This window comes from Enterococcus sp. AZ009, assembly GCF_050548785.1.
Lineage (GTDB): Bacteria > Bacillota > Bacilli > Lactobacillales > Enterococcaceae > Enterococcus_D > Enterococcus_D entomosocium.
The window spans coordinates 2,993,624-3,017,403 of the sequence record NZ_CP172960.1 but is presented as its reverse complement, the minus strand read 5'-3'; the positions used below and the strand labels follow the sequence as shown (position 1 = coordinate 3,017,403).

General features: G+C 41.9%; 22 protein-coding genes. 16 read left to right on the top strand and 6 right to left on the bottom strand.

Annotated elements, in window-relative coordinates:
• From IGJ74_RS14270 to IGJ74_RS14260, 3 genes are read left to right on the top strand one after another with little or no spacing between them, the layout of a single operon-like run.
• Entirely contained in the window at positions 1-810 is an 810-nt protein-coding gene (locus tag IGJ74_RS14270) for an ABC transporter permease (protein ID WP_005234157.1), read from the top strand.
• On the top strand, positions 807-1,643 hold the full coding sequence (locus IGJ74_RS14265) for an ABC transporter permease (protein WP_087664696.1): 837 nt from the start codon (positions 807-809) through the stop codon (positions 1,641-1,643). Before IGJ74_RS14270 ends, IGJ74_RS14265 begins: the two co-directional genes overlap by 4 nt.
• A complete protein-coding gene (locus IGJ74_RS14260; protein WP_077451915.1) occupies positions 1,640-2,713 on the top strand; it encodes an ABC transporter substrate-binding protein in 1,074 nt (357 codons plus the stop codon). The genes IGJ74_RS14265 and IGJ74_RS14260 overlap by 4 nt, the downstream gene beginning before the upstream one ends.
• Before the next feature lie 140 nt (positions 2,714-2,853).
• On the opposite strand, the gene IGJ74_RS14255 is transcribed toward IGJ74_RS14260, so the two are convergent.
• The gene (locus tag IGJ74_RS14255; RefSeq protein WP_016612709.1) at positions 2,854-3,300 is read right to left on the bottom strand and encodes a MerR family transcriptional regulator; all 447 of its coding nucleotides are present in this window, start codon (positions 3,298-3,300) and stop codon (positions 2,854-2,856) included.
• Positions 3,301-3,553: 253 nt separating this feature from the next.
• Here IGJ74_RS14255 and IGJ74_RS14250 point away from each other — a divergent pair, with 253 nt between their 5' ends.
• The 6 genes from IGJ74_RS14250 (at position 3,554) to IGJ74_RS14225 (ending at position 9,842) form a co-directional block, all read left to right on the top strand.
• Positions 3,554-4,561, top strand: coding sequence for an aldo/keto reductase (locus IGJ74_RS14250; protein WP_008380731.1), 1,008 nt, complete (start codon positions 3,554-3,556; stop codon positions 4,559-4,561).
• Positions 4,562-4,732: 171 nt separating this feature from the next.
• Positions 4,733-5,026 (top strand): zeta toxin family protein, encoded by a 294-nt coding sequence (locus IGJ74_RS14245; RefSeq protein ID WP_275626536.1) that lies wholly within the window; start codon positions 4,733-4,735, stop codon positions 5,024-5,026.
• Positions 5,019-5,186: a hypothetical protein gene (locus IGJ74_RS14240; RefSeq protein ID WP_016612707.1), complete on the top strand. Its 168-nt coding sequence runs from the start codon at positions 5,019-5,021 to the stop codon at positions 5,184-5,186. Before IGJ74_RS14245 ends, IGJ74_RS14240 begins: the two co-directional genes overlap by 8 nt.
• A gap of 408 nt (positions 5,187-5,594) precedes the next feature.
• Entirely contained in the window at positions 5,595-7,361 is a 1,767-nt protein-coding gene (locus IGJ74_RS14235; protein WP_016612706.1) for a 1-deoxy-D-xylulose-5-phosphate synthase, read from the top strand.
• Positions 7,362-7,650: 289 nt separating this feature from the next.
• The gene (locus tag IGJ74_RS14230) at positions 7,651-8,829 is read left to right on the top strand and encodes an MFS transporter (RefSeq protein ID WP_218192923.1); all 1,179 of its coding nucleotides are present in this window, start codon (positions 7,651-7,653) and stop codon (positions 8,827-8,829) included.
• Between the two features lie 125 nt (positions 8,830-8,954).
• Positions 8,955-9,842 (top strand): MurR/RpiR family transcriptional regulator, encoded by an 888-nt coding sequence (locus IGJ74_RS14225; protein WP_008380734.1) that lies wholly within the window; start codon positions 8,955-8,957, stop codon positions 9,840-9,842.
• A gap of 35 nt (positions 9,843-9,877) precedes the next feature.
• Here the strand turns inward: IGJ74_RS14225 and IGJ74_RS14220 are convergent, their stop codons facing one another.
• The gene (locus IGJ74_RS14220) at positions 9,878-10,699 is read right to left on the bottom strand and encodes an MBL fold metallo-hydrolase (RefSeq protein ID WP_016612704.1); all 822 of its coding nucleotides are present in this window, start codon (positions 10,697-10,699) and stop codon (positions 9,878-9,880) included.
• Between the two features lie 98 nt (positions 10,700-10,797).
• On the opposite strand from IGJ74_RS14220, the gene IGJ74_RS14215 reads away from it, so the two are divergent.
• The 3 genes from IGJ74_RS14215 (at position 10,798) to IGJ74_RS14205 (ending at position 14,459) form a co-directional block, all read left to right on the top strand.
• Positions 10,798-10,953, top strand: coding sequence for a hypothetical protein (locus IGJ74_RS14215; protein WP_008380736.1), 156 nt, complete (start codon positions 10,798-10,800; stop codon positions 10,951-10,953).
• A gap of 213 nt (positions 10,954-11,166) precedes the next feature.
• Complete coding sequence (locus tag IGJ74_RS14210; protein ID WP_016612702.1) at positions 11,167-13,023, top strand: beta-glucoside-specific PTS transporter subunit IIABC; 1,857 nt, start codon at positions 11,167-11,169, stop codon at positions 13,021-13,023.
• A gap of 11 nt (positions 13,024-13,034) precedes the next feature.
• Positions 13,035-14,459, top strand: coding sequence for a 6-phospho-beta-glucosidase (locus IGJ74_RS14205; protein ID WP_086297909.1), 1,425 nt, complete (start codon positions 13,035-13,037; stop codon positions 14,457-14,459).
• A gap of 122 nt (positions 14,460-14,581) precedes the next feature.
• Here IGJ74_RS14205 and IGJ74_RS14200 read toward each other — a convergent pair whose 3' ends face one another.
• The gene (locus IGJ74_RS14200; RefSeq protein ID WP_008380738.1) at positions 14,582-15,466 is read right to left on the bottom strand and encodes an AraC family transcriptional regulator; all 885 of its coding nucleotides are present in this window, start codon (positions 15,464-15,466) and stop codon (positions 14,582-14,584) included.
• Positions 15,467-15,598: 132 nt separating this feature from the next.
• Here IGJ74_RS14200 and IGJ74_RS14195 point away from each other — a divergent pair, with 132 nt between their 5' ends.
• On the top strand, positions 15,599-16,705 hold the full coding sequence (locus IGJ74_RS14195; RefSeq protein ID WP_008380741.1) for a glycoside hydrolase family 88/105 protein: 1,107 nt from the start codon (positions 15,599-15,601) through the stop codon (positions 16,703-16,705).
• A gap of 39 nt (positions 16,706-16,744) precedes the next feature.
• Positions 16,745-17,056 carry an L-rhamnose mutarotase gene (gene rhaM, locus IGJ74_RS14190; protein WP_061053170.1) on the top strand — a complete coding sequence of 104 codons (312 nt, stop codon included), beginning with the start codon at positions 16,745-16,747 and terminating at the stop codon, positions 17,054-17,056.
• A gap of 155 nt (positions 17,057-17,211) precedes the next feature.
• On the opposite strand, the gene IGJ74_RS14185 is transcribed toward rhaM, so the two are convergent.
• The 3 genes from IGJ74_RS14185 to IGJ74_RS14175 are packed head-to-tail and all read right to left on the bottom strand — an operon-like array spanning position 17,212 to position 21,054.
• Positions 17,212-18,663 carry a response regulator gene (locus tag IGJ74_RS14185; RefSeq protein ID WP_005234181.1) on the bottom strand — a complete coding sequence of 484 codons (1,452 nt, stop codon included), beginning with the start codon at positions 18,661-18,663 and terminating at the stop codon, positions 17,212-17,214.
• The gene (locus tag IGJ74_RS14180) at positions 18,660-20,429 is read right to left on the bottom strand and encodes a histidine kinase (RefSeq protein WP_218192922.1); all 1,770 of its coding nucleotides are present in this window, start codon (positions 20,427-20,429) and stop codon (positions 18,660-18,662) included. The genes IGJ74_RS14185 and IGJ74_RS14180 overlap by 4 nt, the downstream gene beginning before the upstream one ends.
• Positions 20,398-21,054 (bottom strand): DUF624 domain-containing protein, encoded by a 657-nt coding sequence (locus IGJ74_RS14175; protein WP_218192921.1) that lies wholly within the window; start codon positions 21,052-21,054, stop codon positions 20,398-20,400. The genes IGJ74_RS14180 and IGJ74_RS14175 overlap by 32 nt, the downstream gene beginning before the upstream one ends.
• A gap of 264 nt (positions 21,055-21,318) precedes the next feature.
• On the opposite strand from IGJ74_RS14175, the gene IGJ74_RS14170 reads away from it, so the two are divergent.
• Together IGJ74_RS14170 and IGJ74_RS14165 are read left to right on the top strand one after the other, a co-directional pair.
• Positions 21,319-22,629 carry an ABC transporter substrate-binding protein gene (locus IGJ74_RS14170; protein WP_016612696.1) on the top strand — a complete coding sequence of 437 codons (1,311 nt, stop codon included), beginning with the start codon at positions 21,319-21,321 and terminating at the stop codon, positions 22,627-22,629.
• Positions 22,630-22,818: 189 nt separating this feature from the next.
• Entirely contained in the window at positions 22,819-23,778 is a 960-nt protein-coding gene (locus tag IGJ74_RS14165; RefSeq protein ID WP_016621592.1) for a carbohydrate ABC transporter permease, read from the top strand.
• Positions 23,779-23,780 lie beyond the last annotated feature (2 nt).

The following is a 23,780-nucleotide window of genomic DNA, read 5'->3' as shown; positions in this document are numbered from 1 at the left end:
ATGACGAAAATGCGTCGTTTTTATGCGATACCCTATGTCTTTTGGTTATTGCTATTTGTTATTGCACCAGTCTTATTGATCATCTACCAATCTTTTTTTGATATGAACGGCAACTTTTCGCTGGTCAATTATCAAAGCTACTTAGGTTCGGGAAAATATTTGATCATGACCTTAAACTCGGTTTGGTATGCCTTTTTGATCACCTTGATTACCTTAGTGATCAGCTACCCGACAGCGTATTTCTTAACTAAGCTGCGCCACAAAGATTTGTGGCTGCTGTTGATCATCTTACCAACGTGGGTCAACTTATTGTTAAAAGCCTATGCGTTTATTGGGATTTTCGGCATTCATGGCAGTGTCAACAACTTCCTAGAAATCATGGGGGTTGGACCAAAGCAGATTTTGTTTACTGACTTCAGCTTTTTGACGGTTGCCGTCTATATCGAACTGCCCTTTATGATCATGCCGATTTTTAATGCCTTAGAAGAAATGAATCCCTCTTTGATCAGTGCCAGTCGCGATCTAGGGGCAAACAGCTATGATACTTTCCGACGAGTAATTTTCCCTCTTTCGTTAAACGGGGTAAAAAGCGGCGTCCAAGCCGTCTTCATTCCATCGCTCTCCCTCTTCATGTTGACCCGTTTGATTGGGGGCAATCGCGTGATCACGCTTGGTACGGCGATCGAGCAGCACTTTCTCGTTACCCAAAATTGGGGCATGGGTTCGACCATCGGCGTCATTTTGATCATCGCCATGTTCCTCGTGATGTTGTTTACGGGAGAAAAGAAAAAAGGAGGGCAACGTAAATGAAAAAATTTCGCTGGTCGAATCTTTATCTGATCGTCGTCTTTATTCTTTTGTACGTGCCGATCTTTTATTTGATTTTCTATTCCTTCAATGAAGGAGGCACCATGAATGCTTTTACGGGTTTCACTTTTGAACATTACCAATCCGTCTTTCAAGATACCCGCTTGATGATCATCGTGTTGAACACCTTTATGCTGGCATTTTTATCAGCATTACTGGCAACGATCATTGGCACATTTGGTGCGATGGGCATCTACTATACCCGCAAGCGCCGAACGAGAACGGCCTTGTTGAGTTTGAATAATATTTTGCTGGTTTCACCAGATGTCATCATTGGCGCCAGTTTCTTGATTTTCTTTACGATGATCGGCAACTTGTTCCGTGGGTTTAGCTTAGGCTTTTTCAGCGTGTTGCTTTCGCATATCGCCTTTAGTATCCCGATCGTGGTATTGATGGTCTTGCCGAAATTGCAAGAGATGAACGATTCAATGATCGATGCTGCCCGTGATTTAGGCGCGAATAATTTTCAAGTCATCAAAAATATCATTTTGCCTTTCTTGACACCGGGCATCATCGCCGGCTATTTCATGGCCTTTACTTATTCACTTGATGATTTTGCCGTGACATTCTTTGTGACGGGCAATGGCTTTAGTACCTTATCAGTAGAGATCTATTCTAGAGCACGTCAAGGAATCAGTTTAGAAATCAATGCATTAAGCACACTTGTCTTCTTATTCTCCATGATTCTGGTGGTAGGCTATTACTTTATCAGTAAAGAAAACGGCTCGAAGAAATTACGTAAAAACCGCCGTGTGGAGGTGGCAAATCTGCGATGAAACGACTACAATCTCTGATTATCGGTATTGTTGCGATCGTCCTGATCTTGCTCTTTGGTGTCCGTCAATTGGAACGCTCCTCTGGTATGGCAGGTGCTGAGGTCGTCAACATCTACAACTGGGGCGACTACATCGACCCTGATTTGATCAGTAAGTTTGAAGAAGAGACTGGCTACAAAGTCAATTATGAAACCTTTGACTCAAATGAAGCGATGTTCACGAAGATCCAACAAGGCGGTACGTCCTATGACATCGCCATACCGAGTGAATACATGATTGAGAAAATGATGGAACAAAATCTTTTAAAACCATTGGATCACAGCAAAATCAAAGGGCTAGACAATATCGACCCTCGCTTTTTAGACCTGAGTTTTGATCCGGGCAATCAATATTCGATCCCTTATTTCTGGGGAACACTGGGGATCGTCTATAACGATAAATTCTTTGATGAAGGTGAGATCACCCAATGGGACGATCTTTGGAAACCCGAATTAGCAAACAGCATCATGCTGATCGATGGCGCGCGTGAAGTAATGGGATTAGGTTTGGACAGCTTAGGCTATTCTCTAAACAGCAAAGACGATGATCAGCTGCAAGAGGCATTCAATAAGCTGCGGACCATGACCCCAAACATCAAAGCCATCGTCGCAGATGAAATCAAGATGTACATGGCCAATGAAGAAGCATCGGTTGCGGTCACATTTTCTGGGGAAGCAGCCGACATGATGTACGAAAACGAACACATTCATTATGTGATCCCTTCGGAAGGCTCCAACCTGTGGTTTGATAATATGGTCATTCCTAAGACCTCACAAAACGAAGCCGGTGCTTACGCCTTCTTGAACTTTATGCTAGAACCCGAGAATGCTGCACAAAACGCAGAATACATCGGCTATTCCACACCTAACCAAGAAGCCATGGCCTTACTGCCAGACGAGATCACCGAAGACGAACAATTCTACCCATCCGATGAATTGATGGAACACCTCGAAGTCTATGAAAACTTAGGTGCTGAGTATCTTGGCATCTATAATGATTTGTTCTTGGAATTGAAGATGTATCGGAAATAAGCAAACTGCCATTAAGCAGGGAATGAATCCTGTTTAATGGCAGTTTTTTAGTAATGAATAGTCTATTTCAGCACTATACGAATATAATCATCAAAAAATTAAGTGTCTATTGATCCAAATCATTGGTAAAATATCTTCATTCAAGTTCTATTCCGCAATACTGCTTCCTCCTCCCAAGTTGCCGGATTCAATGGATCGTTAGAAGCTGTTTTCTGGTTGATGAGCTCTTGATAGGTATTGCTTTTCTTTTCTAAATAAGCGACTCGTTTTTGCGCTTCTGTAAGTTTAACGAGCGCTTTTTCTTTTTGCGATTGAATGATGTCGGCTCTTTCTTTGATCGTCGAATCGCCAAGGAGGCAAAGCGAAATATAATGCTTAATGGCTTCTAAAGACATGCCTGTTTCGCGCAAATTCTTGATACCAGTTAACCAATTGATGGAAGTCTGATTAAAAACCCGTCTATTGTTTTTGTCCCTGATCAAACTAGGAACCAAACCCATATCGGTATAATAGCGAATCGTGTGTTCAGACAATTCAGTGATCGTGGCTGCTTCTTTGATAGAGTAAATGTTGGTCACGCCTTTCATAATTTGCTGTAGTCAAGCAAGTCGTTTGAACGTATTAGTAAAAACTGTTGTAGATCATTTTCTTTTTATATCGCGTATTATAGCACAGATAATTTTGTGGAGAAAAGTAGCTTCCTATTTGAGAGCCTCAAAAAGACAAAAGGTGGAAGGAAAATGATTGTTAGAAACTCCTTGACTTCGAGTGACTCGAAGATGCTAAAGTTTAGCTAGCTTAGCGAGCACACAAAGTATCGATGGAGGAGGGAATTGTAATATGAAGAATAGAAAAATCAGAAGTTTAGCAGTTTCGCCAATCGGAATGGGGTGTATGGGGTTTTCTCACGGATATGGAAAGGTGCCAGAAGAAAAAGAGAGTATTGCATCTATTCGCAAAGCTTACGAATTTGGCTGTACATTTTTTGATACAGCAGAAGCTTATGGAAAAGAAATGTTTTATTCTGGACATAATGAGGAGTTGGTGGGTAAAGCACTGTCGCCTTTTCGAAACAAAGTTGTTCTTGCCACCAAGTATCATCTCGACGAAAAAGAAGTGAATGAAAGCACAACTCTTTACACAGCCATCCGTAACCATTTGGTTGCTTCAATGGAAAAACTGCGCACCGATTATATTGATCTCTATTATCTTCATCGAATCAATGAACAGATTTCTATAGAAGAAATAGCTGAGGTGATGGGACGATTGATCAAAGAAGGTATGATCAGAGAATGGGGACTCTCACAAGTTTCCGTGGAGACACTTGCTAAAGCACATGGGATTACCCCCGTTGGTGCTGTGCAAAATCTCTATTCAATGGTTGAGCGTGATTGTGAGCGAGAGATTTTCCCCTATTGTCTTGAGAACGAGATCGCCGTCGTTCCTTTTTCACCAATCGCTAGTGGGTTTTTATCTGGAAAAGTCACACCAGATACATCCTTTGAAGGGGATGATGTTCGCAAATTCGTCCCTCAGCTGGCTAAAGAAAACCTCGTAGCCAATCAACCGATTTTAAATATGCTAGCAGAAGTCGCTCAAGCAAAGCAGGCGACAAATGCCCAAATTTCATTGGCGTGGATGCTTCACAAGTACCCGAATGCAGTGCCGATTCCTGGATCAAAAAATCGAGGCAGGATTTTGGAAAATCTAGCTGCTTGGGATGTACAGCTTACAGATACCGAGTTTCAAGTAATTGAAAACCAATTGAATCAAATACCTGTATATGGCCATCGAGGACATGTCGAATCACAACAACAATCTTTCGGAAAACAGTGGGACAAACACTAAATTAAGAAAAAGTTGGAAAAGCAGACTGCATGACAAATGTAGTCTGTTTTTTTGCGTATAGTTCATTAACAGAAATTTTTGCCATCTTACTTCTCGCAATAAATGATTCTTGTTTCACCCACTAAAAAAGCTGATCAAAATATTGCGCGATGCTTAAAAAAGAATTATGATGTGCTTATCTATTATGTCTATCAAGATCCTTTTATTGCTTGGAATTATACGAAGCAACGTGAAAAAATAGAAGGACGCTTTGTTCCTAAAGAACATTTTATAAATGCTTTTTTTCAATCAAGATATAACTTGATTAAAATGAAGGAATTGTATAAAGAAAATGTGACCGTTAATATTTTTATAAAAGATTTTCAAAATCGCCATTCTCATACGTTGATGGCAGTTGACAATGTATCGTTCGCTTTGCCATTAACATACACAAAGGAAGAATTGGAGGAGAAGCTCAATGACTGAGAAAGAAAAAGTAGAAACAATCATGATAAAATATCATCGAAACTTCTCGATCATACAGAAAAAGGCAACGCCTAGCGAATTGAAAACAGTTTTAAACTTTGTTGCAGAAGAATCGAACCGTAAACAGCGAGTGCTTGTTGGCTTAGAGAAAGAAGAATAAGTGGTCAATGAAAAAATTTAGGTTTCTTAAGAATGACCATTGAACAAGTAAAATCCGAGATAAGAAGCAAGCGCTTCTTATCTTTTTTTTGTATCATTATGGCGGGCATGCAGTAAAGATAGGATCAAAATAGAATAAATTCACAAAAAGTGCTTGACCTAAAGTGAACTCTAGGTGGTATCTTTTTAGATAGAAGAAATGAGCAGCGATTGTTGAAACTCAAAAAATCACGATTTCCCTTTAGGATAACTTGCTATTTCTAGGTTTGACAGGAATTCTAAAAAGAGCGTCTAGCTCCGATGGCCACGTTTTTCATTCTAGAGAACGATCCACTCATTTCGATTTCGTGTCTTTTTCCTTGTGAGTAAACGCACGAATCATTCGAATATTTTTACAGGAGGTACGTACATGTTATTAGAAAAAATCAAAAGCCCCAAAGCGTTAAAAGAATTGACCAGTGGGCAACTTCAAGAACTGGTAGTAGAAGCACGAACTGCTTTATTGGAAAAAATCAGTCACCATGGGGGGCACAATGGCCCCAATCTGGGGATGGTTGAGATGACGATTGCGTTGCATAAAGTCTTTGATTCCCCCACAGATAAGCTGATTTTTGATGTGTCCCATCAGACCTATATCCATAAAATGTTGACGGGACGCGCCCATGCCTTTCTTGATGCTGCGCAGTATGATGCGGTTTCTGGTTACACGAATCCGAAAGAAAGCGAGCACGATCTCTTTACGGTCGGTCATACCTCCACGTCAGTTTCGTTGGCAAATGGTGTGGCGAAAGCCCGTGACCTAAAAAATGAAACGTATAACGTCGTTGCCGTGATTGGTGATGGTTCTCTATCAGGCGGGTTAGCGTTTGAAGGCTTGAACAATATCGTGGAATTAGGCACCAATACCATCGTGGTCCTCAACGACAATGACCAATCGATCGCAGAAAACCATGGGGGGATGTATCAGAATTTGCGAGTATTGCGGGAAACAAAGGGGCAAGCAGCAGACAATCTGTTCAAAGCGATTGGTTTTGAGTACCACTATTTGGATGAAGGAAATGACCTCGCTGCATTGATTGCTTTATTTGAAAAAGTGAAAGATGTTGATCATCCTGTTTTATTACACATTCATACGATCAAAGGCAAAGGCTTCAAGTTTGCGGAAGAAAATCGTGAAAAGTTTCATGCAGGCGGTCCCTTTCATTTAGAAACCGGCGAATATATTTCTACTGGCGGCAATCAAGTAACGTACAATAGCTTAACGACGGATTATTTATTAGAAAAAATGGCGTCAGATCCTAAAGTCGTGGCAGTAAACGCTGGTACACCGATGCTGCTTTTTTCTCCGGAACAAAGAGAAAAAGCAGGCAAACAATTTGTAGATGTAGGTATTGCAGAAGAACATGCGGTATCGATGGTTGCTGGGTTAGCAAAAAATGGAGCAAAACCTGTCTGGGCCGTTTTTTCTACCTTTATGCAACGTAGTTTTGATCAAATTTCCCATGATTTGGCCTTAAATCATCTGCCTGGAACGATTCTGGTATATGGTGCATCGATTCACGGCATGAATGACGAGAGCCATTTGGGAATTTTTGATATTCCATTTTTGGCACATATTCCCAACCTTATTTATCTTGCGCCAACCTCTAAAGAAGAATATCTGGCAATGTTGGATTGGTCGCTGGAACAAACCAACGCACCAGTTGCGATCCGGGTACCGGTTGGACCTGTCAACGAAATGGCAGTGACAGTCTCTACTGACTACAGTGATCAAAAAAATGAAGTGACTCAAGCTGGCACGCAGGTAGCCATCGTCGGTGTTGGGAACTTTTATGCGCTAGCGGAAGAGATCGCAGAACAATTGAAAATGCAACATGGAATTACGCCAACGGTGATCAATCCTAAGTTTATTTCAGGGGTCGACAAAGAGTTGTTGGATGCTGTGGCACGATCGCACAAACTCGTTGTCACGTTGGAAGATGGCATACGAGAGGGTGGCTATGGACAAATGATTGCCAGCTACCTGGGTGATCGTGAGATTGTCGTCAAAAACTATGGCTTAGAAAAGAAATTTTATGATAATTACCGGGCAGCGGACGTTTTATCTGAACTTGGTATCACCGTTGAGACAATTACGAAAGACGTTATGGAACAGTTAAAGCAATCAATTCACTAAAGCATTCTGAGTAGTTACAGTCGATTTATGAAAAGAAGGAAACCTTGCAGAAAACATACTGCAAGGTTTCTTTTTTTAGACAAACATAAATGAGTTCCAGCAATCGCCATAGAAACCTAGTAGAATACAGAAGACCAATGCTTTTCAAGCATAAAGCCCAAGCGCGTTAAGCATTGGTCAACGAGGACAATCTAGCGAATAATAAGGTAGTGAAAGGATCACTTTGTCATCTTGGACTATTGGGTTCAGAGACAAGGAAGAAAAGGTGTTTTTAAGGAAAGGGGTATTTATGAAATTTTTTTCTATGAAGTTGTTGGCACTGCTGTCGGTGGCAATGGTTGTCTATTCGGCACCGGCGATTTCTGCCAATGTCCCAGCGATTGCGGCAAGCTTTCCAGAAGTTGATGCGGTCTACATTGGGTTACTGACCACGATTCCATCATTGTTTCTTTTACTGGGGATTTTTACTACCAGCATGATCGAAAAAAGGATCGGCAAAAAATACACGATGGTCACCGGCTTGGTCATTGTGGCGGTTTTTGGCACGCTGCCGGCATGGTATCAGGGGAGCTTTCCCGTCTTGTTTCTTTCTCGAGGGATTCTTGGCTTCGGGATCGGCTTATTCAATCGTTTGGCGATTCAAATGATTAGTTTGCTGTTTCAAAATGAGCCGCAAAAGAAAGCCAAAGCTCTTGGATTAGAAAGTGCCGTCGGTGGTTTAGGTGGTATCTTTATGACTTTGCTGGTTGGGCAGCTAGTGAAAATCAGTTGGGAAATGTCCTTCTTGGTTTATGGCTTTGCCCTGATCAGTCTCTTCTTTGTCCAGCTGTTTATTCCAAACGAAACACAGGCTGTGACTAATGAGACGTTATTGGCGAACGTCACGGTTTCAAAAGAACGGAAACAGCGATCATTCGTTCTGGGTGTGCTCTTGTTTCTAATCGTTGTCTTATTTATTAATTACAATTTACAGATCACACCATTGTTATTGGAAAAAGGAATCGGGGACGCCACTGAAGGCAGTAACATGATTGCCGCCATTGCGACGGGAGCATTTATCGCCGGCAATGCCTTTGGCTTGATATACAGTCGCCTACATCGCTGGTTGCTGCCCATTGCGGCATTGCTTGCAGGAAGCAGCATCTATTTGACTTATCCATTGCAGACAGTGGGGCTACTCTTGGGTTGTTCTTTATTATTAGGCTTTGCCTTTCGCAGCATCATGCCTTTTTTCACCCACTTGCTGACGACTGGTGGTGAAGCAGAAGCTAAGTTTGGCACGACCGTCTCGATCGTTGCTTACAATTTAGGGGTCACGCTCGCACCCTATGCATCACGCTTGCTGATACTAGTCAGCGGCAATGAAACAGCAGGGATGCAGATGATCTTATCAGGGGGCATGCTATGTCTGATTGGTATGATCGCCCTTTTGGGAAATAAATTCTTTTTGTATTTTGAACGAGGGTAGGCATACGCTGGCGTGCTCCACGCTTTTCTGTCTTCAATTCATCACTTTCAGTGCTTTTAGATAGAAAGAAACGTGAATGAATGGGACGTGTAAAACTAACAGCAGCAATCAGAAGGGAGAACCAGATGTATCTTTTTCAAAAAATTGAAGAAGCAGCGTTTAAACAAAATGATGCAAGAAGGACGATCGGTGATTTTTTACTAGGCAATCGGGAAAAAGTCAGTGAGTATACTATGGAAGAAATCGCAAAACTGACCCATACCTCAAAGCCGACGTTAGTCCGTTTTGCAAAATATTTTGGCTTTTCCGGTTGGAAAGAATTTGTGTATGCCTTCGTGCATGAACTGGCACACTTTGATGATGGCTCAGCAACGATCGATGTGAATATCCCTTTTGGTGAGGCGGCAGACACATTAGAAATCATTGAAAACTTGGCGAACTTGCGCATGCAGACGATTAAAGAAACAGCGGCACTTATGACGGTAAAAGACCTGAATCAAGCCGCTCGACTCATCAATGGCGCTCAAAACGTTGTCATCTATGGGCGTAGTCCAAATTCGTATTTCGGGCAGCTGTTTAAACGCAACTTAAACACGATTCATAAAAAAGCCTTTGTTGCGGATACGGACGAAGCGGGCTTGATTTCCCAAACGCTGACCCCGCAGGATTGTGCCATTCTTATCTCTTATTCTGGAAATAATTCAGAGACCTATCCTATGAAAAATGTGAAAACATTGCTGAAAAATGGTGTGCCAATTATCAGTCTTACGAGTGGTGGGGACAACTATTTGCGGGACTATTCGACGATCGTCTTGACGATTGCTAGCCGAGAAAAACTATATTCTAAAATCGGAAATTTTTCCACAGAAGAATCGATTCAATTCCTTTTGACGGTTTTGTTTGCTCAGATTTTTTCCCTCGATTATCAGGAGAATATCCAAATGAAAATCAGCAACGCTCGTTATTTAGAAACGAGTCGAAGAACGACGTTTAAAGAGATGGCAGAAGAATAAAAGGACCACACCAAAAACGGTGTGGTCCTTTTTCCCTATTCTAAATTGTTGGAAGTGGTTGATTTCAATTCGATCGGCTCACCGGCAGCAACTAGACGAATCCGTTTCGGATTGACGATCCGATCGTACAAAGCTTCAGGGTCCCCATTAAAAGCATCGATATGCGGAGCATCCACTGTTCCCCAATGGGAGAGGATCAATTCAGCATGAGGATAGGTATTTGCCAGTTTCACGGCGTTCTCAAAGCCGATATGCCAAGCGTTGTCGTTAAAGTCAAATAAGATCGCATCTGGTTGAGGCATCTCTAATTGTTCTGGTAAAAGACGAGAATCGCCAGGAATCCACAAGGAACCATCCGGAGTATCGATCCAAAAGCCGCAATAGTCCTCAATTTGGAAGACACGGTCAAATTTTGTCGTCTCATTTTGCCAAAGGTGATACGCCTTTGTTAAAGAAATCTCCAAATTTTTAACGGTGAATGAATCATAGATTTCGTGACCTTGGGCAGCAACTTGAAAGTGCTCTTGCATAAGTTCGGCAACATATTTGGGTCCATGGAAGCTATCGGTAATCGGGACTAATTTTTCAATCGTCGGAATGCCGTAGTGATCATTATCTGAATGGGTGATCAATACCGCATCTAAGTGAGGGACTGCCGTCGGTTTGATTGGCAGATCGATCAGTAACGGCAGGTCAAATCCTTCTAAGACCGGATCGACCATGATACATGTACCACGGCTGTTTAGAAGAATACCGGAGTTTCCTAACCAGCGAATGATCGTTTGATCTGTTTTTTGAAAAGCTTCTTCATGAAAGAAAATCGTTTTTGGGGGTATTGCTTGTTTCGCGTTTGTCATGTTTCTTCGTTCCCTTCGCCTGTTTTTTATAAATCCAACCCAGAATAGCCGTTCATAACAGGCTAGACCAAATCGTTGATTCAGTAAGGATTGCTTCAATGGTTGGGGGAAGAAGCAGTGGTTTGATCCGTTGTTGCGGGATCATCGGGGCGCTCTTTTTCGGTTGGTGGGTCCATTACGTTGAAAAAGCCTATTATGATCGCGATAAATCAAAAGTAACACAATCATCTAGTAAATTATATCATTGTTTCTAGTGGCTTCGTCAAGGCGATGTTTGGTCTTTTAATGGAATGGATTTCGAAAAAAGAGCGGTTTTTAATGAAAAGATGAAATCCATTTCGTCTTTAGGAAAATATATTGGAAACGCTCTCTATAAATGGTACATTGCTGGCAGAAAGAACAGTATGTTATACCGGTAAGCACATACAACATAGATTTTCTTTGAAATTTATTTAGGGGTGGAATGTATGAGTGAAAATTATCAATCATTAGCAAAAAAAATCGTCCAGTATCTGGGGGGACAAGAAAATATCACGGATGCCTATCACTGTCAAACCCGATTGCGCTTTAAAGTCAATGAAGATAAGCGTATAGATCAAGGAGAACTAGAGGCGCTCGATGGGGTTGCCAAATACATCAATAACGCAGGGGTACATCAAGTCGTGATCGGAACACATGTCAAAGATGTCTATGAAGAAGTCACAAAATTGGTTTCGCTTCAATCATCAGGGGCGTCGGAACCTGGGGAGAAAAAAGGACCAGCAGCTGCAGTGATCGATTTTGTGGCAGGAACGTTTCAACCAATTATTCCCGCACTGTCCGGTGCCGGAATGGTTAAGGCAGTTTTGGCTTTATTGATCGTTTTTGATGTGATCACGGCTGATTCGCAAACCTATTACATGCTGAATCTTTTTGCAGATGGTGTTTTCTTCTTCTTACCAATGATCCTGGCCTTCACTGTGGCACAAAAATTGCGATGCAATCCGATTTTAGCGGCTTCAGTGGCTGCTATGATGATGCATCCTAATTGGGGTGCCTTGGTCACAGCAGGCGAACCCGTTCACTTTTTTGGGGTTATTCCTTTTACATTAGCAAATTATACGGGATCAGTCATTCCGATCCTGATCGTGATTTTTTTCCAATCCTATGTCGAAAAGTTTTTGAACAAAGTGATTCCAAAATCAGTGGAGCTGGTTTTTGTTCCGATGCTAACATTCTTGATAATGGGTACATTAGCCTTCTCGCTATTTGGACCGATCGGTAGTATCTTGGGTGGTTATTTGGCAACTTTCTTTACCTTCTTAAGTGTCCATGCTAGCTGGGTTCCAGCGGTTTTGATTGGGGGCTTTTTGCCAATCATGGTGATGTTTGGATTGCACAATGGGATTGCTCCTTTAGGGGTGATGCAAATGGCAGAACTTGGGTATGACAGTATTTTTGGTCCAGGGGCATTGGTCTCAAACATTGCTCAAGCAACCGCAGTAGCAGTTGTCGCATTGCGTACGAAAGAGAAAAAAACTAAGCAGTTGGCGGTATCAGGGGCAATCACTGCCTACATGGGGATTACCGAACCCGCTTTATATGGCATCAATTTGCCCAAAAAATATCCGTTGGTTGCGGCAATGATTGGTGGGGCTTCTGGTGGTTTGTATGCTGGCTTGACCAATACGCATCGCTTTGCGACCGGTTCGTCTGGTCTCCCAGCAATCTTACTATATATCGGTGATGATACGATGCGCTATTTTTGGAACATCATTATCGCATTGGTGATTGCAGCTGTGGTGAGTGGGGCCGTTACCTATGTCTTAAGTTTCAAATATGAAACAAAAGTGACAATTGATGTTCCGGAGATGAAAGCAGTAGTACTAGAAGATACCGGCTTGATCAATCCTGTACCGGGAATCGTGATTCCGTTGAATCAAGTCAAAGATGACGCATTTGCTTCTGAAGCACTCGGAAAAGGATTTGCGGTCGATGAACCCATCGGTGAAGTCATTGCGCCTTTTGATGGAAAAGTCGCTGCTGTTTTTCCTACCAAACACGCGATTGGCTTGGTTTCAGACACCGGAATCGAATTGTTGATCCATGTCGGTTTAGACACAGTGGAACTAAATGGTCAGTATTTTGATGCTTTAGTAGAAGCAGAGCAAAAAGTTACAAAAGGGCAGCGATTGCTGACGTTTGATGTACCGCAGATAAAAGCTGCAGGATATGTCACACAAGTACCGATCATCGTTACCAATACACCACAATATACCGCAGTCGAACGTGTGAAAGAAGGTTTGGTAGCTAAAGAAGAGGAAGTACTTGTAGTCAAAGTTTAGGAGGAAATAACATGGGATTATCAGATGATTTTTTATGGGGCGGTGCAACGGCTGCCAATCAAGCAGAAGGTGGTGTATTAGCAGGAGGACGTGGCTTATCAAATGTCGACCTCTTACCAACTGGTCCTGATCGCGCAAAGGTCGCTGCGGGTGAACTGGAAATGTTGGAATGGCAGGAAGATTCTTTTTATCCAGCCCAAACGGCCATTGATATGTACCACCATTATATGGAAGATATTGCCCTTTTTGCCGAAATGGGGTTTAACGTGTATCGGATGTCACTTTCTTGGTCACGGATTTTTCCGAATGGCAATGACGAAGCGCCCAACGAAGAAGGACTGCTTTTTTATGAGAAAATCTTCAAAGAATTGAGAAAACATCAAATCGAGCCATTAGTCACGATTGCCCACTTCGATGTTCCGCTGCATTTGATCAAGGAATTTGGTGGCTGGAAAAATCGCCGACTCATTGATTTCTATGTGACTTATGCGGAAACCGTCTTCCAACGCTATCGCGGGTTGGTCAAATATTGGCTGACGATCAATGAAATCAATATTTTGCTGCATCAGCCCTTTGTAGGTGGCGGGATCGTCTTTAAAGAAGGGGACAATCGTCAAGAAATCAAATACCAAGCAGCGCATCATCAGTTAGTCGCCAGTGCCTTAGCAACCCAAAAGGCTCATGAAATCGATCCGACCAATCAAGTTGGTTGTATGCTGGCTGGTGGCAGTCATTATCCTTATACTTGCCGACCTGAAGATTACCAAGAAGCAATCGATCGTGATCGCGAAGGCTATTTCTTTATCGATGTGCAAGCCCGAGGCAAATACCCCAATTATGCCTTGAAAAAATTTGAGCGAGAAGGCTTAACAATCAAAATAACACCTGAGGACGAGGCGATTTTAGCGGCTTCTCCTGTTGATTTTGTCAGTTTTTCTTATTACTGTTCGCGAACGGTCAGTGCCCACCCAGAAGACTATGCGCAAGCGACAGGGAATCTCTTTCCATCAATTAAAAATGAACATCTATCATCGACTGAGTGGGGGTGGCAGATTGATCCGTTAGGACTGAGAAATTCATTGAATCAATTGTATGATCGCTATCAAAAACCGTTGTTTATCGTAGAAAATGGGTTAGGGGCGATCGATACCCCTGATGAGAATGGGTTTGTCGCAGACGATTATCGGATCGACTATTTAAAAAAACATATTCAAGCCTTCAAAGATGCAGTGACGATCGATGGCGTGGAACTACTTGGTTATACTACTTGGGGTTGTATTGATCTTGTAGCAGCCAGCACCGGTCAAATGAGTAAACGCTACGGCTTTATCTACGTGGATCGAGACGATCAAGGCAACGGCACCTTGAAACGAACCAAGAAAAAATCCTTTGAGTGGTATAAAAAAGTGATCGCTTCAAATGGGGAAGTTTTATAGCATACAAAAAGAATGACACATTTCCTCGTGTCATTCTTTTTGTATTGTGTCATCTAACATCAGGAAAGGGAAGCAGCAACTCTTTTTTCACGAGCCAATGATTGGCGCTTTGCAACGGCTTGCTATTTTTTCCCTGCAAAATGCGTAAAACGGACAAACTGATTTTGGGCTTCTTCTTGTAAAAATTCTTTTGGTGTCAGCTGAAATTCTTGTTTAAAGCAGCGTAAAAAATGGGTATAGGAGTTGAAGCCGCAAGCTTCGAACGTGGCGGTGGCGCTTCTGGTTTTACGTAAAATTTCTTTGCTCTTTAAGAGTCGTTTCTTTACCACATAGGCATGAAAGGCGACGCCAGTTTCTTTTTTGAAGGTCCTTGAAAGCGAGTATGGGCTCATGAAAAGGGCTTTGGCGACGGTCTCTAAGGAGAGATCAGCGGTCAAATGCTGATTGATATAGGTAATAGCAGCCAAAATGTCTTTATTTTTATAGAGTGAGTCGGATAAAAATAGCGGTTCTTTTTCCTGATAGGCAATCGTATTGATGGAAATCAAAAACGCAATCAAATGATTTTGATAAAGTAAGTCGGTGCCATAATTGCTATCCGTTTTTTTGCGTAAAGGACGCAATAGCTGGTCTAGTTGGTCGGCATCGATCGATAAAATACGACTGTTGATGCCGCCGTTGCTACGAAAACAGGCAGTGAGATCTGTTTGGGTAGTGGAGAGGGCAGCGAGATAACTAGGATTGATATACAGGTAGGTTCGCTCGAAAAAATCAGAAGTTTGATGAACGATTCGATGCAAGACGTTTGGAGGAATCAAGATGATCGTACCAGGTTCTAGAGGGAATTCTCCGCCATCGATAAAGAAGACCGCTGATCCTTTTAAGGTACAGTGAATCTCATAAAAACTATGGTAATGATAAAGGGTATTGTTTTCTTCTACGATGTCTTTGATATGAAAGGCCTCAAAACGATCGTTGATCATCGTATCCGCACTTTGCTTCTCCATGATTGGCTCCTTTCGTACTCGTTTGTTTTTATCATACAAGAATAGATAGTAAAGTGTCAATAACTGCTATTTTTATGTAAATGTAAGCGTGTTACGATCAATCTATCAAAGAGAAATGAGAGGATGAACCCAATGGTGATTTTAGAACAGTTATTTGTGGAAAAACGTGTTGTAGAAGAAAAAATTGATCGCATGATCGAAAATTTAACGACGATCAAGGATGATAATGGCGAATTTCTATTAGACTTTGACGGCTTGATCGTTGATGATAAAAGCTGGGGGATTTGGAACTGGCCGCAAGGGGTGGGACTATACGGCATTTATAAAAACTACCAAATCACCAAAAATCCCAAAGCGCTCCAAGTTGTGGAAGAATGGTTTGAGCAGCGGATGTTAGAAGGCGCGCCGCCTAAAAATGTCAACACGATGGCGCCGCTTTTGGCAATGGCGTATCTTTATGAAGACACCAAAGATTCTCGTTACTTGCCGTACCTTGAACAATGGGCGGAATGGGTCATGCATGATATGCCGCGAACCGATGAAAATGGTCTGCAGCATGCGACCTATGGACCAGAAAATCGCAACCAGCTTTGGGACGATACCTTGATGATGACCGCTTTGCCTTTGGCGAAAATTGGCATGTTGCTGAATCGTCCGGCCTATATCGAAGAAGCAAAACAACAATTTATGATCCATATCAAATACTTAGTTGATAAAAAAACTGGTCTTTGGTTCCACGGCTGGACCTTTGAAGAACGCCACAATTATGCGCAAGCGCTTTGGGCAAGAGGCAACTGCTGGATCACCATTGCGATTCCTGAGATCATTGACATTCTCGACTTGCAAGAAGGAGATGCGTTACGAGGCTTCTTGATCAATACCCTCTTAGACCAACTAGCTGCCTTGCAAGAAATGCAAGATGAAAGTGGTTTGTGGCACACCTTGTTAGATGATCCTAGCTCGTATGTGGAGGCTTCTGCGACGGCTGGTTTTGCCTATGGGATTTTAAAAGCCGTTCATAAGCGTTACATTGACAAAGCTTGGGAAGATGTTGCCTATAAAGCGTTAGCCGGTTTGATCGAACAAGTCGCAGAAGATGGAGAAGTCCAAAATGTTTCCATCGGTACTGGAATGGGAGAAGACTTGGAGTACTACAAAAACATCGCGATTACAGCAATGCCTTACGGGCAATCACTGACAGTTTTAGCATTTACTGAACTATTGGTTTCATTTTGTTAAGCAGAACACCTTACGTAATAAAGAGAGGAGCAGACAAAGATGATCAAAAAAGCGATTCGGATGAAGCTACATCCTGGTTATGAAGCAGAATATGAAAAACGGCATCGCGAACTATGGCCAGAACTAAAAGAGCAGCTCATAGCACACGGGGCGAAAAGCTACCAGATTTTCTTAGATCCAGAAAGCCTTGCGTTGTTTGGCTACCTTGAGATTGAAGATGAAACCCGCTGGCAGCAGTTAGCGGCAACCGAGATCAACCAAAAATGGTGGCAGTACATGGCAGAACTTATGGAAACAAATCCGGATGATTCGCCAGTGACACAGGAGTTAAAGGAAGTCTTTACGCTGTAAGCTAGACAAAAATGTTTATTTCTTAAAACGAACACGGTCGCATCAATTGTTTGACATCAATTACTGGTTAGTCAAAGAGGTAGTTCGCTCACGAATGTGAGCGGACTACCTCTTTTGTTGAAATAGCAACACAGTCATTTCGGATAGAAGAAACGTTAAGAGAGAAGTGCTTTTTCTTGCTGCTTCAAAAATTTCTTTGGTGTCATACCGGTAATCTTTTTAAACGTTTGAACAAAATATTCGGGGGCATTACTAAAGCCCGTCATCGCTGCCACTTCGTAGACTTTGTAGTTTTTCTTCAGCAGTTCTTGTGCTTTTTGGATGCGGTATTCGGCTAATTTTTGATTGAAGCGAATCCCGGTTTCTTTGTAATAGGTTTTTCCTAAGTATTCAGGATTTAAGTACAAAAGATGGGCGGCGATCCATTTCAATGACAATGCTTCATGGTCATAATATTCTTCGATGATCAGGTTGACTTTTTGGGACAGCTGCATGTTCTCGCTATCGTCTAAGCTGCCCCGCATCAAATCGATACAGTGAAGCAGCATAAACTGGAGTTCGTGCCAATTATTCAAGAGCATGATCTTTGGGGAATAGTCATCAAAGTAGATGTCTTTTTTGATGCGATGGTTTTCAAAAATTGCCGATAACAAATCGTTGACCTGCAGCCGCAATAGTTGGACAGGGTAAAGCTCCATGCGACAGGTAGAAAAAAAGTTTTCCGTAAGAACTTGGGCTAAAGTCAGTTCGCCTTTGTCGATCAATGCCAAAAGTTTTTCACGGTATTCCATATAGAGACTATTTTCATAGACATTTTCTTGTGAGATTTGGGCTTCTTGGATGACTTCAAAGGTATCAAAATAAAACTCCTTATCCAAGTTCCGCTTGCCTAAATGATAACTGAGTAAAAATTTTTCGGGGGTTTCGACCCAGCAATTGATGGCGATCCCTTTTCCTAGATGCGCAGCCTGTACCTTCGTTTTAAAAAAGAGATTAAAGGTATTTTCCGTACTGAAGTTCAGGATATAGCCAACTTTGTTTTGATGACCGATCACCAACTCGTGATGGTTCTCATAGCTTTCGATCCGCTTGGCGATGGCGTGATAGAATTTCGAATCAAATAAGTACATACAAAATGGAAAAACGAACGATTCAGGCAGCGGTTCTTCTCCGCAGCTATTGATGTATTGTTCAATTTGTTGTTTTAAATAGAGGGTAGATTCCATTTGACGACGTTCAGAACGTTCGATCGTCTCAGCCAACGCTTCTGAAAGCTTGCTCGGAAAAACAGGTTTTTCAAGGAAAAATTTGACCCCTAAAGCCATCGCTTCTTTGGCAAAGGAGAAGCTGCCAAAGCCTGTCAAAATAATGATTTGAATCGCAGGATTGATGGCTTTTAATTTTTTGATCAAGGCAAGTCCATTGACTTTAGGCATATTGATGTCGGTAATCACGATGTCGATGGTGTTTTGCTGACAAAATGCCAAGGCTTCTTCACTGTCTGTGTAAATTCCTTTGACCACTAATGGGAAATCAAAAGAAGCAACGAGGTTAGCCACACCATTTGCTATCAAGGGTTCATCGTCAACAACGAGGATATTTTTCATGTTTCACTCACTCCTTTTAAGGGGATCACAAAGCGCACCGTCGTCTTTTTGAAGGGAATCGAGGAGACGATGGCTAAGGACGCTTGATCACCATAATGCAGTTGCAATCGTTTTTGAATATTGGTCAATCCGATGCCGCCTTCTTTTTCAATCGAGAAGTTGGCTTTAAAACCAGGGCCATTGTCAGAGACACTGACTTGGAGAAAGGTTGCTTGTTGTTCAATCGTAAGGACGAGGCGACACGTCTCCTTCATATCATTGACGGCGTATTTAAAGACATTTTCAATCAATGGTTGAATCAGTAACTTAGGAATCTTAAAGGACAAGTCATTCACCAAAATTACTTCGATATACTCGATCCGTTTCCCGAAGCGAACGTTTTGAATATTGATATAGGCGTGCACGATATCTAATTCATCTTGTAGCGTTGTGAAGTCAGACTTGGTATCGATTTTTTTTCGAAACAAATAGGCAAGGGAGGTGACCATCTCTGAGATCTGCCACTGCTGATTTTCAATGGCGATCCAGTTGATCGAGTCTAACGTATTGTATAGAAAATGTGGATCTAATTGCGCTTGCAATCCTTTAAATTCGATTTCTTGGGACAATATACGCATTTCATAATTGTCCTTGATCAAGGCATTTAATTCATCGATCATCGTATTGTAGCTTTCATAAAGGACCATGATCTCTTCTTGACTATTTTCTGGGACAGCGAGGGTCTTTAAAGAGGCCAGTTTTTTCGTTTTCCGCAGAACTGCCATTTGCGAAGCCAAGTCAGCTAAAGGGCGGGTCAGCTGATTGCTTATTTTCCGAATCACAACAATAATCAAACATAAAAAAGGCAAACTCACAGCGATGGAAAGGCCTTGTAGTTTATAAAGATCAGCTAAGACTTGATTTTCAGGCAGTAAATAAATGAAGGTCATATTCGGCATCGTCTTCCGATCCATTGCGTAGTAGTACTGGCGATTATCAAACGTCATGGAGCCGATCGATCGCTGGAAGGTTTCAATTTTTTGCTGCAAGGTATTTTGATCCGCAGCGAGGGTTTGCTCGTCATTTGCGGTACTATAAAATTGGTTCTGATACGCCATGAAAAATTGGTTTTGTTCGGAGACAATGGGAAGACTTTCGATCTCGTTACGAAAGAAGGACGTATTGACTAGAAATATCACCGTGCCAATATAGGTTAAAGAAAGATCAGCTGTGGAATAGATTTTTCGCAGGTAGACGCCTTGAGAAAGGTCCTTTGCAAAAAACCAACTCCCTTTGGCAGGTTTATCGGGCAAAGTCTCGATCATATCTTTGATGGTTTGGCCATTAAAGATATGGTCGGTCTCGGCTAGAAAGTTGATCATGTTTTCGTTCGTTGGGGTAAAGAGATAGACATTTTGAATCGTTGATTCATTGCGTACGAGGGCGTTGATTTCTGCACTTAAGGCATTCTTTTGGTCGATCGCCTCTAAGGATTGCAAGGAATCTTGTGCCAAGATCCTTTGTAGGCCATTTTGGATCGGTGCACTATCGATAATGCGAAAAGAGAGGGTTTCGACGGCAGTTAACCGTTTGGCGATATTTGTTGAAATGATTGAGACATCTTTATACGCAGCTTCTTTCAGCTGCGCCATGTAGACTTGTCGCCAAACTAAGGTCAGGAGAACAGCCAATGAGACGATAATTGCGACCGTCGCAAAAAAGACAAAATGTAACTGTCGCTCAAAAGGCTGCTTTTTAAATTGATTGATCAGCTTCTGGGACTTCATGGACACTGCCTCGCTTTGCTTGCAATTGTTTGGTTTTTTCAATCATCTGACCATGAAAAAATTCAGCGAAAAACAAGAAAATCACCAGTCCAAAGACGAGTAACAAGGAGGTTTTGGCAGTCAATAAGAGAAACAATAAATACCAGGTAAACAACAAGGCAACGCCTTGCAGTGGGTAGCGAAAAACTAGAAAGACACTGACGTACAAGGTCTGTTTCCAAGCGTGTTGTTCGGCTTTGGCATAGGTCATAAAGCTGATGAATGCAGTGTAAAGGAGGAGAATCGTTAAAAGTAAATAGACAGGACGCAGCCAAGCCATTTCAGTCGGGAAAAAATGAGTGATCCGTAAGTTAAACAACAACAGAAGTACTGTGCTTAATAGTCCAATGCCAAAAAGGGAAAAGCTGCGAAAGGCTTGCTTGTAGGCTTGCCAGAAGGCAACAGCTGAATAGTCATGACCAGTTTTACGAAAATCATGTAAACATTTGATCGTGACAGCGGTGGCAGGACCGAAGCCAAAAATCCCCAACCCTAAAAGGGTAAAGAAAAGCCATAAAAGGTTTAATTTAGCAAAATAAGCTGTTACCGTAAAAAGACGAAACAGTCCGGTTTGTATTTTTTTCATTGTTTCCACCTACCTTGTTTTTTGAAAAGTAAGCCTTTTCAACGCTAGTATAGCATAGTATATTGGAAAAAATAGAGCATGTCTGTTTTTTTACATTTTTCATCTGTTTTTCTATTTTTTTCTAGCTATTGCCCGTGAAGGCTTAGCCTTCAGCAAAAACGACAGTCTAGTTTTTCACATATTTGCTCTTGTTTTTTCATTTTTATTAACGAGGATTTCCATTACAATCACCTTGTAAGCGCAAACAAAAAGGAGTGTAGAAGAATGAAGAAAACTTTTTTAAAAGCAGCGAGCTTGTTGTTTCTTGGTGCGACCTTAGCAGCTTGTGGCAATAACGGCAATAGTAGCGGAAGCTCAGAAGCTGATGCAGATGGGAAAACGACGATTTCCTTTACCTGGTGGGGCTCAGAAGTCAGACACGAGAAGTATATCGAATCGATCAAAGAATTTGAGAAACAAAATCCTGACATCAAAGTTGAATATGAATATGGTTCTTGGGATGACCATTGGAAAAAACTAGCGACAAAAGCGGCTTCTGGAGAATTACCTGATGTGATCCAGATGGATGTGCAGTACATTGCGCAATATGGAACGAAAAATCAATTAGCAGATATGTCGGAATTTATCGGCAATGAGATTCAAACCGATGATATCAAAGAATCGATTTTAGCAACAGGCGAGTTAGATGGAAACGTTTTCGGCATACCAACTTCTGTCAATACTATGGCGATGCTCTACAATCCATCATTGGTAGAACAAGGGGGCACTGGGATTGACTTTAGCAATTATACCTTCGATGACCTTGTAGAAAGTACGGCAGCGATCGCTGAAGCAACAGGTGATTACGGTTGGAACGATAACAATGACAACAGTACGATTTTGCAATACTTTTTACGTACTAAAGGCGAAGATCTATACCAATACGATGCAGACGGCAAACCAGAGATCGGTTTTACCAAAGAAAACTGGGTTGAATTTATGGGGGCTATCGCAGATCTTACGGAAGCCAAAGCAATGCCAACCGCAGAAGTGACTAGCAATGCCAACAGTATGGATCAATATCCGTTTTCACAAGGAAAAGCAGCTTATATGATGACTTGGTCCAATCAATACTTGACCTATAAAGCCTCCGCCGCAGAAGATGTCGAAATCAATTTGGCTCGTCCTTTTGACTCAGAAAACGGGGCGATGGCGTATCGACCAGGGTTCTTTTATTCGATCGCGAATGCTTCTGAATCAAAAGAAGCAGCTGCGAAGTTTGTTGACTTTTTAGTGAATAGTGAAGAAGCCAATAAGATCATCGGTACTGAGCGGGGAATTCCTTCCAATGATGCCATCAAAGAATTGCTTTATGCCGACATGACACCAGAAGAACAAGAGTCCTCTGATTTCTTAGATGATATTGCAGACATCGTCGGTGATCCATCCCCAATCCCACCAATTGGGTTTGCTGAAATCAACACGTACTTTAAAGAGCTGTACGCAGAGATCACTTATGGCACGATGACACCAGAAGAAACTTATGATGCCTTTACGCAACGCTGCGAAGAAATTTTTGCAGAAAACTATCAATAAGCATAGATGCGGCGCCTTTACTGACTTTTTCAGTAAAGGCGTTTTTTTAGGAGAAGCACTGGAGGAAAAAAATATAGGTCCTCTAGTTTTTCACATTTCTGTGCTTTTTTTTCTATTCATTCTTAAGAAGTACTTCGTTAAAATCAACTTGTAAGCGTAATCAACTATAGGAGGTAGGAAGTGAAAATTATGGAACTACAATCAAAATCACCCACGGCCAAAGAACCTGGGAAACTCAAAAGCTGGTTTAATCGATTACCAGAATCAAAACAGAATATGGTTACAGGCTACTTATTTATCTCACCCTTCATCATTGGCTTTTTTGCTTTTATAATCGTCCCGATGGGGATTTCTCTTTTTATGTCTTTTCATGACTATGATCTATTGACAGAGGCGCAATTTGTTGGCTGGAATAACTTTATAACGATTTTTACGAATGATCCCAAGTTTGTTCAGTCACTGACTGTTACGCTGAAATATGTTGTGTTGGCAGTCCCTTTACGGCTGATCGTCGCATTAGCAGTGGCGATGCTGATCAACCGCCCATCGAAATTAAGCGGCGCTTATCGGGTATTATTTTATATCCCTTCGATTTTAGGTGGGAGCGTGGCGGTATCGATCATGTGGCGGAATCTTTTTGGCGATTCAGGGTTGATCAATGGCGTGCTAGCGGCGATCGGCTTAGACCCGATCTACTTCTTTAAAAGTCCTGGCTTAGCGTTGATGACCTTGATTTTATTAGCAGCGTGGCAATTTGGCTCGTCGATGTTGATTTTCTTATCCGGTTTGAAAAATATTCCGAAAGATTATTACGAAGCGGCGGAAATTGATGGGGCAGGAAAAATCAGACAGTTTTTCAATATCACGGTCCCAGTCCTGACGCCAATCATCTTTTTCAATCTGATCTATCAAACGATCATGGCCTTTTTGACCTTTACACCTGCGTTTATCATTTCGAATGGGACGGGTTCACCCCGTAACGGCACGTTAGTCTATTCCTTGTACATGTATCAACGAGCCTTTACCGATTTCAAAATGGGCTATGCTTCAGCCTTAGCGTGGATTTTACTGGTCATCGTTGGGTTGATTACGATTCTGTTGTTCGCAACATCGAAATTTTGGGTGTTTAAAGAAAACGAGGAGGTTTGATT